This is a genomic window from Ruegeria haliotis (assembly GCF_013377785.1).
GTDB lineage: Bacteria > Pseudomonadota > Alphaproteobacteria > Rhodobacterales > Rhodobacteraceae > Ruegeria > Ruegeria haliotis.
Genome location: NZ_JABXWT010000001.1, coordinates 200,647 through 216,113, shown reverse-complemented (window position 1 = coordinate 216,113; position 15,467 = coordinate 200,647). Strand labels below are relative to the sequence as shown.

Genomic DNA, 15,467 nt, shown 5'->3' with positions numbered 1-15,467 from the left:
GATGACGGACATGCTCGCCCCAGGTGCAACGATCGGAATATTGGGTGGCGGTCAATTGGGCCGTATGCTGTCGGTCGCTGCCGCGCGGCTGGGATTTGCCAGCCATATCTACGAGCCGGGTGCAAACCCGCCTGCAGGGCAAGTGGCAGATCGGATCACTACGGCAGGCTACGATGACGCGGACGCATTGAAGGCCTTCGCTGAGTCTGTGGATGTCATCACTTATGAATTCGAGAACATCCCGACCGAGGCACTGGATCTGCTTGAAGCGCATTGCCCGATCCGACCAGGACGCGAGGCGTTGCGCATCAGTCAGGACAGGGTGACCGAGAAGGCATTTCTGCAAGGCCTTGGCCTCAACACTGCCCCTTATTCCGATATCACCGATCTGAACAGCTTGCGCAGTGCAATAGGCCAGATCGGTACGCCAGCAATCCTGAAAACGCGCCGCTTTGGCTATGACGGCAAAGGACAGGCGCGTTTGCGCGCGCCCGAGGATGCCGAAACCGCGCTGGCCGAGATGGCTGGGGCACCCTCCATTCTGGAAGGATTTGTTGAGTTCAGCCATGAGGTTTCAATCATCGCGGCGCGGGGTTTGGACGGTCAGGTAGCTTGTTTCGATCCCGGTGAGAATGTGCATCGGGACGGTATCTTGCACACAACCACCGTCCCCGCCCGTCTGCCGCCTGCCCAGCGCACCGATGCAGTCCTACTAGCCGCCAACATCCTGAACGCCCTAGAATATGTGGGTGTCATGGGGGTCGAGTTGTTCGTGACGCCGCAAGGGTTGATCGTGAACGAGATCGCCCCACGCGTCCACAACTCGGGGCACTGGACACAGAACGGCTGTGCCGTCGATCAGTTCGAACAGCACATTCGCGCAGTCGCAGGCTGGCCGTTGGGTGACGGACAGCGGCATTCGGACGTGGTGATGGAGAACCTGATCGGGTCGGACATGGACCGCGTGCCCGAACTGGCTCGGGAGCGGGACGTGGCGTTGCATCTGTATGGCAAGGCCGAGGTCAAGGCCGGTCGCAAGATGGGTCATTTCAATCGGATCACACGGTAAGCGGTGCCCAGTCGCGGCGCACGCCTAGTTCACAAAGCGCGCCGCGATGTCACCAGACATATAGCTGACCCGTCCACCTGCAAGCGTGGCTGCAACCCGGTGCGTGTCAGCCTCCAGAACAACGAGATCGGCGCGCTTCCCCGGCTCCAATATCCCGCGATCCTTCAAACCCAATACCTGCGCCGGACCTGATGAAATCAACGCCCACGCCCCCGCCAGATCCAGCAGGCCGCCCTTGGCCAGCATTAGCGCAGCGCGGCGTGGGCTGGGATAGTGGTAGTCCGACGCCAGCGCGTCGCACAGGCCCATGGCAATTAACTCCAGCGCACTGGCGTTGCCCTTGTGAGACCCGCCCCGCACCACGTTCGGAGAACCTAGGACAATGCTGTCCCCCGCCGCACAAGCGGCCTCGGCGGCGTCCAGTGTTTCCGGGAACTCCGCAATGGAAACCCCACGCCCACGCCACCAAGCCCGCGTGTCAGCCGTGGCGTCGTCATGGCTGCCCAGGCGCACACCGCGGCGACTCAGCTCGGTGCATAGCGTCTCGATTGCGATGGGAACTTCGTTTTTCCGTTCATGCATGGTCTGCAACATCTCAAGATGCGCTTCGGGACTACGCCCGGCTTTCAGCGCCTGCCCGGTCAGACGTGGCGGCGTTCGTCCCTGCGCCAGACGGTCATGCGGCAGGTGATCGTTGAAGACCACGTAAGGCACCTGCCACTGAGCGATCCGCGCGGGCAAGCCCGCGTAATCGTCCAGCATGTGGGTTTCAAACCGCAATTGAGGAATTAAATCGGTCACAACGCTGCCTTTGACCGAAGCGATGGCCGCAAAGACCTGAGAGGCGAACACGGGGCCGCGGACGCCACCCTCCCAGCTGTGAAACTGCGCCAGAACAGCGGTCGTGATGCCATTTGCAGCCAGTTCCGCCTCGACCGACCGGATGCCCTCGTCCATCTGTTTCATCGCACCCCGGCGCGGCGCAATATGACGCTCGAACCCGTCGCCGTGCAGATCCACGATGCCCGGTAGAATGGTATATCCCGACAGATCGATCTGCCGTCCGGCCCGGTTCTGCTGCACGTGCCCTTCGGCGATGGTCAGGTCCGTACGCGACACCCCACTCTCCGGCAGCAGAACATCTGCGCCGGTCAGCGTTAATTCTAGTGCGGTCATTGTGTGGGCTCCGAGTCTGGTTCCGAGCAGTCCTGCCCGATACAGATCTCATCTATTACGTCCATCACACCATCGAGCCAAGTGATCTGCGGATCAAACTGACCAAATTCCAGGAAATGCAGAGCCTGCGCCATGACGCGCGGATTGTTCATCATGAATGTATGCGTCACGGGCAGGACGATGTGGTCCGCCATCCCATCGACCTTGGTGGTCTTTATCGACACTTTGCCATCATCGGGGCCATCGATCAGCGATGAAAACACCGGGTTCAACGAATTCTCACCCGCGATCACACCCAGTTCGAAATCCACTGGCGGCAGGCGACGCGGTATCCCCTCGGGGCCAGTTCCCAGTTGCAACCCCGCCGGACCGTTCAGATAGCCAAACACCTCCCACGCGCTCAGTTCATCGACCAGTTGGCTGCCCTGGTTCGGCGGTCCCAGCATGACGACACGGCCCAGATTTTCCGGGCGATTGTCTTGCAGCCAATAGCGTAACAGGATGCCACCCATGGAGTGAGACACGACATTGGCCGTATCGTCGCCACATGCCGCAAAGGCACCCGGCAGGGTTTGGTTGGCCAACTCGGGGATGCTCAGATCAGTCGAAGGATAGCCGGGCCGCACGACGGTATAGTCATGGGCTTTGAACAATTGCTCCATGACAGAAAAGGACGTCTCGGTCCGCGCGAGGCCATGCAACAGGATAACGCATTTCGCGCTGGCCGCTGCGGGAAGAAGACAGAAAAGGAGGGCGCATAGGAATCTCATATCCGCCAAATAAGGCCTATCTCCGGCTGAGAAAAGACCTAGCCTCGTTTCGGGCGCAGCACGGCCAGTGCGATACCCACCAGAACCACCGCAGCCCCGATGATCAATCGGGTTCCGGCAACTTCACCCAACAACACGATGCCGCCAACAATGGCAATCACTGGAACACTCAACTGCACAACGGCCGCCGTCGACGGCGTAAGCTGCGGCAGGACGCGGTACCATAACGCATACCCCAACCCTGACGTCACCCCCCCGGACACAGCAGCCAGCAGATAGCCAATGCCGTCCATGTGCCACGCTCCTCCAAAGGCCAGCAAAGCCAGGGCCGTCACAGGTAAGGCCACGACGAAGTTGGCGGCCGTCCCCTGCAAAGCGTCCGGCTCGGATCGTCCCGTCAGAGAGTAGGTGGCCCAACCAATGCCAGCCGCTGCCATCAACACGGTACCGACCATGTCGACCTGAACCGCGCCAGATGGCCACAGAACATAAGCCAGTCCACCCAGCGCAACCCCTGCCCCGGCCAGTTGGCGACCCGTTGGGGCAGATCCAGTCAACGCGGTCACCGCAAACATCGTAATCTGCACAACACCGAACAGGATCAAAGCGCCCAACCCTGCATCCAGCGTCAGATACGCTACCGAAAACCCGATCATATACAGCGACAACGACCCGGCCCCAAGAATGCGCCTTCGGCTACGCAGGGGCAAACGACAACCCCGTAGGTACACCAGCGCCGTAAGTACCAAAGCCCCGGCGAAGACCCGCACCACAGCAAACCCAGCTGGGTCGCTGGCCCCGCTGTCAATCGCCAGACGGTTCAAAATCGAATTCGCAGCAAAGGCACACATGGTCAGGGTGGTAAGCAGAAACAATCTCATATCAATCGCATAGCGCCTGATCACCAGTTTGCACACTCACTTTTACATTCCCGATGAAACCCATGAACTGAATATACAAAAAACGGGGCCGCCAAATGGCGACCCCGTCCTAAAGCACAAAGGCTAAAGCGGCTTACATCATGCCGCCCATGCCACCCATGTCGGGCATGCCGCCGCCAGCAGCCGCGCCTTCTTTGGCGGGCTTGTCGGCAACCATTGCTTCGGTGGTGATCAGCAGACCAGCAACCGATGCCGCATCTTCCAGAGCAGTACGGACAACTTTGGCCGGGTCGATCACGCCGAATGCGAACATGTCGCCATACTCTTCGGTCTGAGCGTTGAAGCCAAAGGCCGCTTCCGAGGACTCGCGCACTTTGCCTGCAACAACCGCACCATCGACACCGGCGTTCTCAGCAATCTGGCGCAGCGGCGCTTCGATGGCTTTACGAACGATGGTGATGCCGGCGTTCTGATCGGCGTTTGCGCCTTCCAGAGTTTCCAGAGCTTTGCCTGCCTGAACCAGCGAGACACCGCCGCCAACGACGACACCTTCTTGAACGGCAGCGCGGGTTGCGTTCAGAGCATCGTCAACACGGTCCTTACGCTCTTTCACTTCAACTTCGGTCATGCCACCGACGCGGATAACAGCAACACCGCCTGCCAGTTTGGCAACGCGCTCTTGCAGCTTCTCACGGTCGTAGTCGCTGGTGGTTTCTTCGATCTGGGTACGTATCTGAGCAACACGTGCTTCGATCTCGGCTTTCTCGCCAGCACCGTCAACGATAGTGGTTTCGTCCTTGGTGATTTCGATTTTCTTGGCGGTGCCCAGCATGTCCATGGTCACGGACTCGAGCTTCATGCCCAGATCTTCGCTGATGACCTGACCACCGGTCAGGATTGCGATGTCCTGCAGCATGGCCTTGCGGCGATCGCCGAAACCAGGTGCTTTGACAGCAGCAATTTTCAGGCCGCCGCGCAGTTTGTTAACAACCAAAGTTGCCAGCGCTTCGCCTTCAACGTCTTCGGCAATGATCAGCAGCGGCTTTTGCGACTGGATCACCTGCTCGAGCAGCGGAACCATCGGCTGCAGCGAGGACAGTTTCTTTTCGTGCAGCAGGATCATGCAATCGTCGAGATCTGCGATCATCTTGTCTGCATTGGTGACGAAGTAAGGCGACAGGTAGCCACGGTCGAACTGCATACCTTCGACAACATCAGTCTGAGTTTCCAGACCTTTGTTCTCTTCAACCGTAATGACGCCTTCGTTGCCAACCTTCTGCATCGCGTCTGCGATCTGCTGGCCGATTTCGGATTCGCCGTTGGAAGAGATGGTGCCGACCTGTGCAACTTCGGCCGAGTCTTTAACTTCGCGCGATGCTTCCTTGATGCCTGCAACAACTTTGGCGGTTGCCAGGTCGATGCCGCGCTTCAGATCCATCGGGTTCAGGCCAGCAGCAACCTGCTTCAGACCTTCTTTGACGATGGACTGAGCCAGAACGGTCGCAGTGGTGGTGCCGTCGCCGGCTTCGTCATTGGTGCGGCTGGCGACTTCTTTCACCATCTGCGCGCCCATGTTTTCGAACTTGTCTTCCAGTTCGATTTCCTTGGCAACCGAAACACCGTCTTTGGTGATGCGCGGTGCGCCGAAAGATTTGTCCAGAACCACGTTGCGGCCTTTGGGGCCCAGGGTCACTTTGACAGCATCGGCCAGGATGTTCACACCAGCCAGCATGCGGTTACGGGCATCGGTGTCAAACTTGACGTCCTTAGCAGCCATGTTGTTTCTCCTTGAGAAATAGTATTGAGAATAAGCGTCGAGAGATCAGAGAAAGCGCGCGACTTACTCGATGATCCCCATGATGTCGCTTTCTTTCATCATCAGCAGTTCTTCGCCACCGACGTTGACCTCGGTGCCGGACCATTTGCCGAACAGGATCTTGTCGCCAGATTTTACAGCCATTGCGATCAGTTCGCCGCTGTCCTTGCGTGCGCCTTCGCCGGTTGAGACGACTTCGCCTTCGCTGGGCTTTTCTTTTGCGCTGTCGGGAATGATCAGGCCGCCTGCGGTTTTTTCGTCGCTTTCGGTACGGCGAACCAGTACGCGGTCATGAAGCGGTTTCAATGCCATCTTTGCAGCTCCTTGGGCTCAAAGTTAGTTTATCCTCCCCCCGCCGACTGGCGAGGCGTTAGCACTCGGGTTGAGAGAGTGATAACGACGCATAGCTAGGTGGTCGAAAGCACCAAGTCAACAAGATGTGAGGGATTTTTTGGAAGGCCGATCCGGAGAACGGTCAATCGGCTTCTTCCCAGCTATAGGCCCAGTGTTTCAACCCGTCATAACCCGCCTTCGACAACGCGTAGATGCCGGTATCCACTTTGTCGAACCAGCCATAGTGATTGTCGCGCATCAGCCGCGTTGCCTCGGGCACTCCAGTCGCCTTGGCAACGTCAGACCCTTTGGCGGCGCTGCACTCAGCAAGATGGCTGGCACATTTTAAGGCGTCCTGACGGTAGGCTGTGACGATGCCATGCCGCGTTGCACCGCCCGAATTCGGATCGCCCTGAAGACGGTCAAATTCCCGCAACATTCGCGCGGCCTTGGCCTTGTTCTTGCGTGGAGCATAGGGACCCGGATCACACTGTACTTCGACCTGTCCATCCGCCCGGACCGTGATCAGACCCAAACCCAACCGACGGCATAGAGCAAGGTTGTCCTTCAACGCGCGCCGGGCCGTTCGTCCTGTTGGTTTGTTCACCCCGATGTAGACTTGATCAGTGATTTTCAGACGCGCTATCGCCTGATGAAACACAGCCAGAGAGAACTTGAGCTTCAGTTCGACAATCACCGGATCATCGCCGTTACGTACGGCAACAATATCAGCTGCACCGACCTCGCCCTTGACGGTAAAACCCTGACGCTCCAACAGCGCCTTGATCGGGGGATAGAGATCCTGCTCGCGGTTCATGGTCCTATGCTATGCAGTTTTTTCGGAAACGCCAGATATGCGGTTTCGCGCAACTTGAACAACGTCCCATTGCATGCCTAAGTGTTGAACCGAACAGAGTTTCGTCACCATAGGAAATGATCAATGCGCCTGCTGGCCCTTCTTGCCTTCGTTTTGCTTCCAGCGTCCGTTCATGCGGCGTGCGAAGGGGTGGACCTGCGGTCACAGATGCCTTCCGAAACGAAGGCTGGGTTGCAGCATGCTCTGGCAGGCATCCCTTATCCGGAGGGCAACCATTGGGTTGCGCGCAAAGGGAACACGGTTCTGCACCTGATCGGCACCCAACACACGAGCGACCCGCGCATGGATGCGGTGGTCGACCGCCTGACGCCAACCCTCAGCCAGGCCGACGCTTTCTATTTCGAAGTCACACAAGACGAAATGACTGCATTCGAGCGGGCTCTGGCGCAGGACCTCAGCCCGGTGATGATCACGTCAGGTCCAACTCTTATTGATCTGATGTCCGAGGAAGACTGGACGTCCCTTTCCACGACGTTAGCCGAGCGCGGCATACCCAGTTGGATGGCCGCCAAGATGCGCCCCTGGTTTCTGAGCATGATGCTGGGCATTCCCCCTTGCCTGAGGCAGAACCCCGACGCCAATCGCGGTATGGATGCGCGGCTGACCGAACTGGCCGAGGCGCAGGGCATCCCGCAATTCTCTTTGGAGAAGGTCGAGGATCTGATGGCCATGTTCAACAGCCACCCGATCGAAGAGCAGGTGCAATCTCTCGTACGGCTCTCGGGTGCATTGCAAAGCAGCGAAGATCAGCTGACCACCATGGCCAACGCTTACATGGAAGAAAAACACGCCCAGATCCTTCAGTTGGCACGATTGCAGGGGCTGGAAGAGTCAGGCCTGACGCCTGAGGAATTCGACGTCGAATGGGATGGATTCGAGCAACAGCTGCTGGTCCAACGGAACGCCAACTGGATGCAGCACATTCTGGACATCAAAGATCAAACAGCGGTGATCGCTGTAGGTGCCGGACACTTGAGCGACGATTATGGGCTACTGGCGCAACTACACGGTGCCGGGTACACGCTCACACGAGCACCTTTCTAGCAGGTCCGCATATTTTCCAGACCAACCGTCGCAGCCGGGCGTGTGCAGCGTGACAACTGTGAACACCCGCCCTATAAGGCGCGAAAATTTCCAATACTCAGGACGCTGACATGACAATCCAAGTTCTTGGCCACAAATCCCCCGATACGGACTCGACCGGCTCACCCATTGTTTGGGCTTGGTACCTCAACGAAGTCAAAGGTGAACAGGCCGAACCCGTTCTCCTGGGCGAACCCAACACGGAAGCGGCCTTTATGCTGGGGCGCTGGGACCTACCGAAACCACGGATCATCGAGGATGTCGCCGCGGACGCGCCGGTTGTCATCGTCGACACCAACAATCCAGCCGAGCTGCCCGCCAGCATCAACAGCGCCGACATCCGCGCCATCATCGACCACCACAAACTGGTCGGCGGTCTTGAGACCAAGGGCCCAATCGACATCACAGTGCGTCCGTTAGCCTGCACCGCGACCATCCTAATCGATCTGATGGGCGACGATGCCGCAAAGATGCCCAAGGCGATCAAAGGCGCGGCTCTGACCTGCATCTTGTCAGATACGCTCGAGTTCCGCTCGCCAACCACGACCGACCATGACCGCAAAGTCGCCGAGAAGCTGGCGGCTGAGCTGAGTCTGGACGTGTCGGCCTATGCGGCGGACATGTTTGCTGCGAAATCAGATGTTTCGTCCTTCTCGGATGCAGAACTGATCCGCATGGACAGCAAGGAATACGAGGTCGACGGTACCAAATTCCGCGTATCCGTTCTGGAAACCACAGCACCCGGCGTTGTTCTGGACCGCAAGGCCAGCCTTGCTGAGTCCATGGTCAGTGTTGCCAGCGAAGACGGTGTGGATCAGGTCCTGCTGTTCGTTGTCGACATCCTGAACGAAGAAGCCACCCTGTTGGTTCCCAATGATGTGGTTAAAGGCGTCGCCGAGAAAAGCTTTGGCGCGTCCGTTGACGGTGACGCGGTAGTTCTGCCCGGCATCATGAGCCGGAAAAAGCAGATCATTCCGAACCTCAAGGTCTGAACGACCCCCACAATAAGCAACGAAGGCGTCCATTCGGGCGCCTTTTTTCTTTGTTTCCTGAGGAATGCAGGATCTACCGTGAGTGACAACCCGGGATCGGGTGCCGCCGAAAAGCCGCTTGAATACTCTTTGGCCAGCACGTTGCCGCCCAAACTGGGAAACCTGACCGTCATACGGTACCAAACCAGATTAGGCGCACAGATTGTTTTGGATGCGGCAAATACTCAGCATACGCCGGGCGTTGAAGATACCATTGAAGACAAAGAACGGGCGCTTCACTTCCGCAACCCAATTTAAATGCGGGATGGTCAACGCGCGAAAGCTTTGCCATAGCTGTCGCGACCGCGATTTCTGACCCAGAGGCTCATATGACCCAGATCGTCAATTCTCTTACCGAGATCTCCGACCGCTACAAAGCGCTGTTTGTGGATCTCTGGGGCTGCGTCCACAATGGTATCACGGCCTTCCCCGAAGCTGTGGCCGCGCTGCAGGCCTATCGCGCCAAAGGTGGGTTGGTTGTTCTGGTCACCAATTCCCCCAAGCCCCGCGCCGGGGTCGCATCGCAATTGTCACAATTCAATGTGCCTGCCGACGCCTATGACACCATCGCAACCAGCGGCGACTCGGCCCGGTCCGCGATGTTCCGTGGCGCCGTCGGCGAAAAAGTGTTTTTCATGGGGGAGTGGGAACGCGATGCGGGGTTCTTTGAGCCGCTGAAACTGTTGCACCACCCCATCCACATTGAACGCGTTCCGCTGGATCAGGCCGAAGGCATCGTATGTTGCGGACCATTTGACACGATGGCGGAACCGGATGTGAACCGCCCCGATTTCCTCTATGCCAAGCAGATGGGCCTGAAACTGCTCTGCGCCAATCCCGACATCGTCGTGGATCGGGGCGAAGTACGTGAGTGGTGCGCCGGTGCGCTGGCGAAGCTGTACACCGAAATGGGCGGTGAGAGCCTGTATTTCGGCAAACCCCACCCGCCGATCTACGATCTGGCCCGCCGCAGGCTGCAAGAATTGGGCACAGATGTCTCTGACAGTGACATTCTGGCCATCGGAGACGGCCCCCACACAGACATCATGGGCGGTATGGGAGAGGGAATCGATACCCTCTTTATCTCGGGTGGCTTGGCTGCGGCCGAAACCAAAACGTCGCATCATCCGCACGCAGAATCGCTAACCGATTATATTCAAAAGGAAAAGATAAATCCGACTTATACAATCGGACGTCTGAGATAATCATTTAGGACTTGATTTTCTGCGACTGCGAAGTAATAAAGTTGCCAACTACGACCTGATGATGGTTTTTTCTTTCACGACCGATATCGAGTGAGGGCGACATGTTGGACAATCTTCCACGCGGAACGATCTGTATCGAAGACATCGAAATGGGCATGACCCGGCACCTGCGCAAAGTGGTGACGGACGAAGATATCGAGATGTTCGCGCAGATCTCTACGGACCGGAATCCGGTGCATCTCGATGATGACTACGCTCGCGACACGATCTTTGAGGGCCGCATTGCCCATGGAATGCTGACGGCGGGACTAATCTCGGCCGTGATCGGTGAACAACTGCCCGGACATGGCACTGTCTACATGGGCCAGTCGCTAAAGTTCCTGGCCCCCGTGCGCCCCGGCGACATGGTCTATGCCGAGGTCAAAGTGATCGACATCGACTTCTCCAAGCGCCGCGTCAAGCTGGACTGCCATTGCTCGGTCGAAGGCAAGAAGGTGCTGGTGGGCGAGGCCATGGTCCTGGCGCCATCGCGCAAGTTCGATTGACGCATCGCCTATCTGCACCGCGTTTGATCCATTTCTTCCAGACGTGTTGATCTGTATCATTCACGCCTTGAATGAATGAACCCAGACTCCGACCCAATCGAACTGCATTGGTGAAGGATCATGGCTGCGACAAACAAATCAGATCTGCTCAACATCAACCAAAAAGAATTCGAAAAGCTGAAGTTGCTTATCGCGCCTATTCCTGAAGGCCAAGCGATATGCAAGGACGACGGCACCTCGATTAAAGACGTGATTGCGCACCGGGCGCACTGGATTGACCTGTTTCTGGGCTGGTATGCTGACGGACAGGCCGGGAAAACCGTCTATTTCCCAGCCAAGGGTTACAAGTGGAATGAAGTTCGACGCTACAATGCCGAACTTCGCCAGAAGCAAGAGGGTATATCCTGGGACATCGCAATTTCAGCCTTGGATAATGGGTATAAAAAACTGACCGCGTTCATTCAGTCTCTGTCCGATGCCGAGTTATACGGTGGCCCCATGCAAGGCGCGAACAACGATTGGACACCCGGTCGCTGGGCCGAGGCCGCTGGACCAAGCCATTTCAGATCAGCTACCAAATACATCCGGTCGAGGTTCAAAACGGTGTAGGGCATCCATACCCAGCCCCAAGTCGCGGCCATAAGAACCGGATGTCAAAGTACCTTGTTGCATGCTGGGAGCGGATTTAACGCCCGCCGCGGAATGAGGTGCTTGAACATAGTCCTGAGGGACAGTACCCACAACTCATGCACATCATCCGGGATTTCCAGTTTGTCGAGCCAGAAGATCGCGGCGCCAGCGTGGCGATCGGGAATTTTGACGGCGTTCATGTCGGGCACCGCTCGGTGATTGAACTGGCACGTAGCGCTGCCTCAGGTGCACCGCTGGGTGTGCTGACGTTCGAGCCGCATCCGCGCGAGTATTTCGCACCCGATGCGCCTCCGTTCCGCCTGATGCGCGGTAATGCACGGGCACACCGGCTGGAAAAGCTGGGTGTACAAAAGCTGTATGAATTGCCGTTCAATGCTGCACTGGCCGGGTTGTCCCCGGAAGAGTTCGCATGCAACGTGATTTGCGATGGGCTGAGCCTGTCTCACGTAGTGGTCGGCGCTGATTTCTGTTTTGGCAAAGGCCGTAGCGGTACGGCGCAAGACATGGTTCGATTCGGTGACCAGATGGGCTTTGGTGTTACCGTAGCGCCGCTGATGGAACGGTCCGAGAACGTGGTGTCTTCGACGGCGATCCGCACCGCGCTTAACGATGGTCGTCCGCGCGATGCTGCGGCGATGCTGGGTCACTGGCACCGGATCGAGGGTGAGGTCATCGGCGGCGAACAGCGCGGGCGCGAGTTGGGCTTTCCCACCGCCAACATGTCCATCGAAGGTCTGCATCCGCCAAAGTTCGGCGTCTACGCGGTTCTCGTCGATGTTCTGGATGGCCCGCATCAAGGCAGCTATCACGGTGCGGCGTCGATCGGGGTGCGACCTATGTTTCACGGCGAAGTGCCCAACATCGAAACCTTCCTGTTCGACTTCTCGGGCGATCTTTATGGCGCGACCCTTTCGGTCGGGTTGGTCGAATTCCTGCGCCCCGAGATGACATTCGACGGGCTGGATGGATTGATTGCGCAGATGGATGCAGATTGCGGCCGTGCGCGCGACATATTGGCAGTGCCATGACCACGGATCCAATTGAACGGACAGGCCTGCCGCAACGGTTTTGGGAACGCAAACCCCTGCGCAAGATGAACCAACCCGAATGGGAGGCGCTGTGTGATGGCTGCGGCAAATGTTGCCTGAACAAGTTGGAGGATGAGGATTCGGGCGAAGTTGCCCTGACCTGTGTCGCCTGCCGTCTGTTGGATGATGAAAGCTGCCGTTGCACCCAATACGACATCCGACATCAGTTCGTGCCCGAATGCATCGTTATGACGCCAGACAATATTGATCAGCACACCTATTGGCTGCCGCAAACCTGTGCCTATCGGTTGTTGTGGGAGGGTAAGCCTCTTTACGATTGGCACCCGTTGCTATCCGGTACACCAAACAGTGTTCATGCGGCGGGTGTTTCCGTGCAAGGGCGCACCGTATCAGAGTTCGAAACCCCCATAGAAGAATGGGAAGACTACATTATCGAGGAACCAACCTGATGTATTTTGCCTCTGACAATTCCGGGCCCGTTCATCCGCAGGTCATGGCCAAAATGGCCGAGGCCAACCAAGGCTATCAGATGGCTTATGGCGCCGATTCGATGATGAACGAAGTGCGGGATCGCATTCGCAGCATCTTCGAGGCTCCGGGGGCTGCTGTGTATTTAGTGGCGACCGGCACGGCGGCGAATTCACTGGCTTTGGCGACTCTGTCTAAACCTTGGGAAACAGTGTTCTGCTCGCCGGTGGCCCACATCCACGAAGACGAATGCAATGCCCCTGAATTTTACAGCGGTGCCAAGCTGACTCTGGTTCCCGGCACAGACAAGATGGACCCCGAGGCGTTGCGCGCCTCGATTCTGGGCGAAGAGACACGCGGCGTTCACGGCCCCCAGCGCGGGCCAGTGTCGATCACGCAGGTGACCGAGCGCGGATCGGTTTACACATTGGAAGAATTGCAAGCACTGTGCGCGGTGGCCAAGGATTATGACTTGCCGGTGCATCTGGACGGCGCCCGGTTTACCAATGCCCTGGTTACCCTGAACTGCTCACCGGCAGAGATGACCTGGAAAGCGGGTGTAGATGCGGTCAGCTTCGGCGGCACCAAGAACGGGCTGATGGGTGTCGAAGCCGTGGTTTTCTTCGATGAAAGCAAGGCATGGGAATTCGAGCTGCGGCGCAAACGCGGGGCGCATCTGTTCTCCAAACACCGTTATCTTTCGGCGCAGATGGCAGCCTATCTTCAGGACGATCTGTGGCTGAAACTGGCACGTCAGGCGAACGAGAACAGCGCCCGTTTGGCTGACGGCTTGCGGGCGAAAGGTGCCTCATTCCTGCATGAGCCTCAGGCCAATATGATCTTTGCCTCTTTCCCACGGGCCAAGCACAGACAGCTGCACGAGGCAGGCGCGGTCTATCACTTTTGGGGCGCCGAATTGGAAGGCGCGGATGAGGATGAAAGCCTGGCCTGCCGACTGGTTTGCGACTGGTCCATCGGATCGGATCAGATCGATCAGTTTCTTGCATTGCTGTGACCGGCGATAGGGCTCAGCTGCGCCGGAACTCCTGAAGGAGCGCAGCCGTTTGTTGTGGGTGCGAGATGGGCACCATATGCCCAGCCCCGGCAACAACTGCATGGGTTGCAGCAGGTAAACGCAGATTCAAGCCATCGCAGATGGCGGGCATGACCGGATGGGTTTCTGAACCGCTCAGCAGCAGGATCGGCATTGATGCGCGTTCCAATTTTTTCGGTTTCAGCAGTGTTGCGTTGTCGTTGTACACCGCACCGTGTACCGCTGGCACTGCATCTATTCCCCGGATCATTGCCGCGCGGGTCCAGTCTGGTAGGTCGGGCCACCGAGGGCTTATCTGCGTGCTCCACATCCGGTTGAATAACCGCGCCGCGCGGGGTTTGTCTCCGGCAGTAAATGCGTCGTTGATGGGCTGTACTTCCCGCTCGTGCTGCTCGAACAGATGGGGCGCATCTTGCTGCGCGATTGCGAAGAATACAGGTTCGATCAATACGGCGCTGCGTACCAGATCGGGATGCTCAATCGCCAACCTCAGAGCAACCATCGCGCCAAATGAGTGACCGATTACATCCATGGGTTCGTTCAGTTGCGCCCGTGCAATGCTGGTGACCAGATCAAAGTAATCACCTGAACCATCCCAATCCGGACTGCGACCATGAGACGGCATATCCGGAGCAATGAGGGTCGCCGTCCCGTTCAGCGCGACCGACAGGCCTGACCAGGCGCCGGAATGGGCGATCGTGCAGTGAAGGGCGAGCAGTTTTCGCTCACCCTCCCCCATCCGTCTGACAAATGCCGATTGGACCGGCATCGTGTAGGTTGTCATCCCTTCATCTCGGCCAGATGTCGGTCCAGATCATCCAGCCGGTCCTGCCCCCAGAACCGCTGATCGTCCGGGGTGATGTAGAATGGTGCTCCAAACACACCGCGGTCCACAGCCTCTTCCAGATTAGCTGCATAGGTTTCGGCGCCGACCAACAGGCCACTATCGGCCAGATTTGGATCGAACCCGGCCTGCGACAGGCAATCCCGGATCACATCGTCTTGCGCGATATCTTTTTCTTCGGCCCAGCAGGCCCGCAGCAGAGAATGGCACAGCTTGCCGGCATCTCCGGACCCGTCCTGAACGGCTGCAATGACGGCATAAGAGGACGGCGCCATATTGGTTGGCCAATGCGCAGGCTGCAGATTGAAGTCCATCCCCAGATTTCGGGATTGGCGCAGCAGCTCCTGCGCCCGGTGTTCAATGCGAGAGATGTGCCTATCCTTGGGCGGCGTCCCTCCGGTACGACCGAATAGGGCGATGATATCCAGAGGCTTATAGTTGATCGTCGCGCCGTGCTTCGCCGCAACCTCCTCTAACCGCGTCCCGGCCAGATAGGCATAAGGCGACAGTGTCGCAAAAAAGTAGTCAATGTGGGCCATGTTCACTTTCTCCGCTGCGTTATCTTTGCGGGACGGTAAGGCCATGCTAAGCGGTGTCAACATCACGAATCTGTCA

18 protein-coding genes are annotated in these 15,467 nt (G+C 57.8%); 10 read left to right on the top strand and 8 right to left on the bottom strand.

Going from position 1 to position 15,467, the window contains the following annotated elements; translation table 11 throughout:
• Position 1: 1 nt before the first annotated feature.
• Complete coding sequence (locus tag HW561_RS01075) at positions 2-1,069, top strand: 5-(carboxyamino)imidazole ribonucleotide synthase (protein ID WP_176861375.1); 1,068 nt, start codon at positions 2-4, stop codon at positions 1,067-1,069.
• Positions 1,070-1,093: 24 nt separating this feature from the next.
• On the opposite strand, the gene HW561_RS01070 is transcribed toward HW561_RS01075, so the two are convergent.
• From HW561_RS01070 to HW561_RS01045, 6 genes are all read right to left on the bottom strand, one after another.
• Positions 1,094-2,245 (bottom strand): alpha-D-ribose 1-methylphosphonate 5-triphosphate diphosphatase, encoded by a 1,152-nt coding sequence (locus HW561_RS01070; protein WP_176861374.1) that lies wholly within the window; start codon positions 2,243-2,245, stop codon positions 1,094-1,096.
• The gene (locus tag HW561_RS01065; RefSeq protein WP_176862226.1) at positions 2,242-3,015 is read right to left on the bottom strand and encodes a lipase family protein; all 774 of its coding nucleotides are present in this window, start codon (positions 3,013-3,015) and stop codon (positions 2,242-2,244) included. The genes HW561_RS01070 and HW561_RS01065 overlap by 4 nt, the downstream gene beginning before the upstream one ends.
• A gap of 38 nt (positions 3,016-3,053) precedes the next feature.
• The gene (locus tag HW561_RS01060; RefSeq protein ID WP_176861373.1) at positions 3,054-3,896 is read right to left on the bottom strand and encodes a DMT family transporter; all 843 of its coding nucleotides are present in this window, start codon (positions 3,894-3,896) and stop codon (positions 3,054-3,056) included.
• Positions 3,897-4,029: 133 nt separating this feature from the next.
• Positions 4,030-5,673 (bottom strand): chaperonin GroEL, encoded by a 1,644-nt coding sequence (gene groL / locus HW561_RS01055; protein ID WP_176861372.1) that lies wholly within the window; start codon positions 5,671-5,673, stop codon positions 4,030-4,032.
• A gap of 63 nt (positions 5,674-5,736) precedes the next feature.
• Entirely contained in the window at positions 5,737-6,024 is a 288-nt protein-coding gene (locus tag HW561_RS01050; protein ID WP_176861371.1) for a co-chaperone GroES, read from the bottom strand.
• Positions 6,025-6,187: 163 nt separating this feature from the next.
• Positions 6,188-6,862, bottom strand: coding sequence for a DUF2161 domain-containing phosphodiesterase (locus tag HW561_RS01045; protein ID WP_176861370.1), 675 nt, complete (start codon positions 6,860-6,862; stop codon positions 6,188-6,190).
• A gap of 123 nt (positions 6,863-6,985) precedes the next feature.
• On the opposite strand from HW561_RS01045, the gene HW561_RS01040 reads away from it, so the two are divergent.
• The 9 genes from HW561_RS01040 to HW561_RS01000 all read left to right on the top strand — a co-directional run bounded on the left by HW561_RS01040 (position 6,986) and on the right by HW561_RS01000 (position 13,969).
• Positions 6,986-7,966, top strand: a complete 981-nt coding sequence (locus HW561_RS01040; protein WP_176861369.1) for a TraB/GumN family protein — start codon at positions 6,986-6,988, stop codon at positions 7,964-7,966.
• A 110-nt stretch (positions 7,967-8,076) separates the two neighbouring features.
• Positions 8,077-8,997 carry a manganese-dependent inorganic pyrophosphatase gene (locus tag HW561_RS01035; protein WP_176861368.1) on the top strand — a complete coding sequence of 307 codons (921 nt, stop codon included), beginning with the start codon at positions 8,077-8,079 and terminating at the stop codon, positions 8,995-8,997.
• Between the two features lie 78 nt (positions 8,998-9,075).
• Positions 9,076-9,294: a hypothetical protein gene (locus HW561_RS01030; RefSeq protein ID WP_176861367.1), complete on the top strand. Its 219-nt coding sequence runs from the start codon at positions 9,076-9,078 to the stop codon at positions 9,292-9,294.
• Between the two features lie 71 nt (positions 9,295-9,365).
• Positions 9,366-10,241, top strand: a complete 876-nt coding sequence (locus tag HW561_RS01025; RefSeq protein ID WP_176861366.1) for an HAD family hydrolase — start codon at positions 9,366-9,368, stop codon at positions 10,239-10,241.
• A 101-nt stretch (positions 10,242-10,342) separates the two neighbouring features.
• A complete protein-coding gene (locus tag HW561_RS01020; protein WP_176861365.1) occupies positions 10,343-10,786 on the top strand; it encodes a MaoC family dehydratase in 444 nt (147 codons plus the stop codon).
• Positions 10,787-10,906: 120 nt separating this feature from the next.
• Positions 10,907-11,395, top strand: a complete 489-nt coding sequence (locus tag HW561_RS01015) for a ClbS/DfsB family four-helix bundle protein (protein ID WP_176861364.1) — start codon at positions 10,907-10,909, stop codon at positions 11,393-11,395.
• 137 nt (positions 11,396-11,532) lie between these two features.
• Entirely contained in the window at positions 11,533-12,465 is a 933-nt protein-coding gene (locus tag HW561_RS01010; protein WP_176861363.1) for a bifunctional riboflavin kinase/FAD synthetase, read from the top strand.
• Positions 12,462-12,935: a YcgN family cysteine cluster protein gene (locus HW561_RS01005; protein ID WP_176861362.1), complete on the top strand. Its 474-nt coding sequence runs from the start codon at positions 12,462-12,464 to the stop codon at positions 12,933-12,935. Before HW561_RS01010 ends, HW561_RS01005 begins: the two co-directional genes overlap by 4 nt.
• Positions 12,935-13,969 (top strand): threonine aldolase family protein, encoded by a 1,035-nt coding sequence (locus HW561_RS01000; RefSeq protein WP_176861361.1) that lies wholly within the window; start codon positions 12,935-12,937, stop codon positions 13,967-13,969. The genes HW561_RS01005 and HW561_RS01000 overlap by 1 nt, the downstream gene beginning before the upstream one ends.
• Positions 13,970-13,982: 13 nt before the next feature.
• On the opposite strand, the gene HW561_RS00995 is transcribed toward HW561_RS01000, so the two are convergent.
• Positions 13,983-14,792, bottom strand: coding sequence for an alpha/beta fold hydrolase (locus tag HW561_RS00995; protein ID WP_235962739.1), 810 nt, complete (start codon positions 14,790-14,792; stop codon positions 13,983-13,985).
• Positions 14,789-15,391, bottom strand: coding sequence for a 2-hydroxychromene-2-carboxylate isomerase (locus HW561_RS00990; RefSeq protein WP_176861360.1), 603 nt, complete (start codon positions 15,389-15,391; stop codon positions 14,789-14,791). Before HW561_RS00990 ends, HW561_RS00995 begins: the two co-directional genes overlap by 4 nt.
• Between the last annotated feature and the right edge of the window lie 76 nt (positions 15,392-15,467).

Excerpts from the sequence above, each read along its gene's own strand:
- HW561_RS01075 (WP_176861375.1), top strand. The coding sequence starts at position 2 with ATGACGGACATGCTCGCCCCAGGTGCAACGATCGGAATATTGGGTGGC.
- HW561_RS01070 (WP_176861374.1), bottom strand. The coding sequence starts at position 2,245 with ATGACCGCACTAGAATTAACGCTGACCGGCGCAGATGTTCTGCTGCCG.
- HW561_RS01065 (WP_176862226.1), bottom strand. The coding sequence starts at position 3,015 with ATGAGATTCCTATGCGCCCTCCTTTTCTGTCTTCTTCCCGCAGCGGCC.
- HW561_RS01060 (WP_176861373.1), bottom strand. The coding sequence starts at position 3,896 with ATGAGATTGTTTCTGCTTACCACCCTGACCATGTGTGCCTTTGCTGCG.
- groL (WP_176861372.1), bottom strand. The coding sequence starts at position 5,673 with ATGGCTGCTAAGGACGTCAAGTTTGACACCGATGCCCGTAACCGCATG.
- HW561_RS01050 (WP_176861371.1), bottom strand. The coding sequence starts at position 6,024 with ATGGCATTGAAACCGCTTCATGACCGCGTACTGGTTCGCCGTACCGAA.
- HW561_RS01045 (WP_176861370.1), bottom strand. The coding sequence starts at position 6,862 with ATGAACCGCGAGCAGGATCTCTATCCCCCGATCAAGGCGCTGTTGGAG.
- HW561_RS01040 (WP_176861369.1), top strand. The coding sequence starts at position 6,986 with ATGCGCCTGCTGGCCCTTCTTGCCTTCGTTTTGCTTCCAGCGTCCGTT.
- HW561_RS01035 (WP_176861368.1), top strand. The coding sequence starts at position 8,077 with ATGACAATCCAAGTTCTTGGCCACAAATCCCCCGATACGGACTCGACC.
- HW561_RS01025 (WP_176861366.1), top strand. The coding sequence starts at position 9,366 with ATGACCCAGATCGTCAATTCTCTTACCGAGATCTCCGACCGCTACAAA.
- HW561_RS01020 (WP_176861365.1), top strand. The coding sequence starts at position 10,343 with ATGTTGGACAATCTTCCACGCGGAACGATCTGTATCGAAGACATCGAA.
- HW561_RS01015 (WP_176861364.1), top strand. The coding sequence starts at position 10,907 with ATGGCTGCGACAAACAAATCAGATCTGCTCAACATCAACCAAAAAGAA.
- HW561_RS01010 (WP_176861363.1), top strand. The coding sequence starts at position 11,533 with ATGCACATCATCCGGGATTTCCAGTTTGTCGAGCCAGAAGATCGCGGC.
- HW561_RS01005 (WP_176861362.1), top strand. The coding sequence starts at position 12,462 with ATGACCACGGATCCAATTGAACGGACAGGCCTGCCGCAACGGTTTTGG.
- HW561_RS01000 (WP_176861361.1), top strand. The coding sequence starts at position 12,935 with ATGTATTTTGCCTCTGACAATTCCGGGCCCGTTCATCCGCAGGTCATG.
- HW561_RS00995 (WP_235962739.1), bottom strand. The coding sequence starts at position 14,792 with ATGACAACCTACACGATGCCGGTCCAATCGGCATTTGTCAGACGGATG.
- HW561_RS00990 (WP_176861360.1), bottom strand. The coding sequence starts at position 15,391 with ATGGCCCACATTGACTACTTTTTTGCGACACTGTCGCCTTATGCCTAT.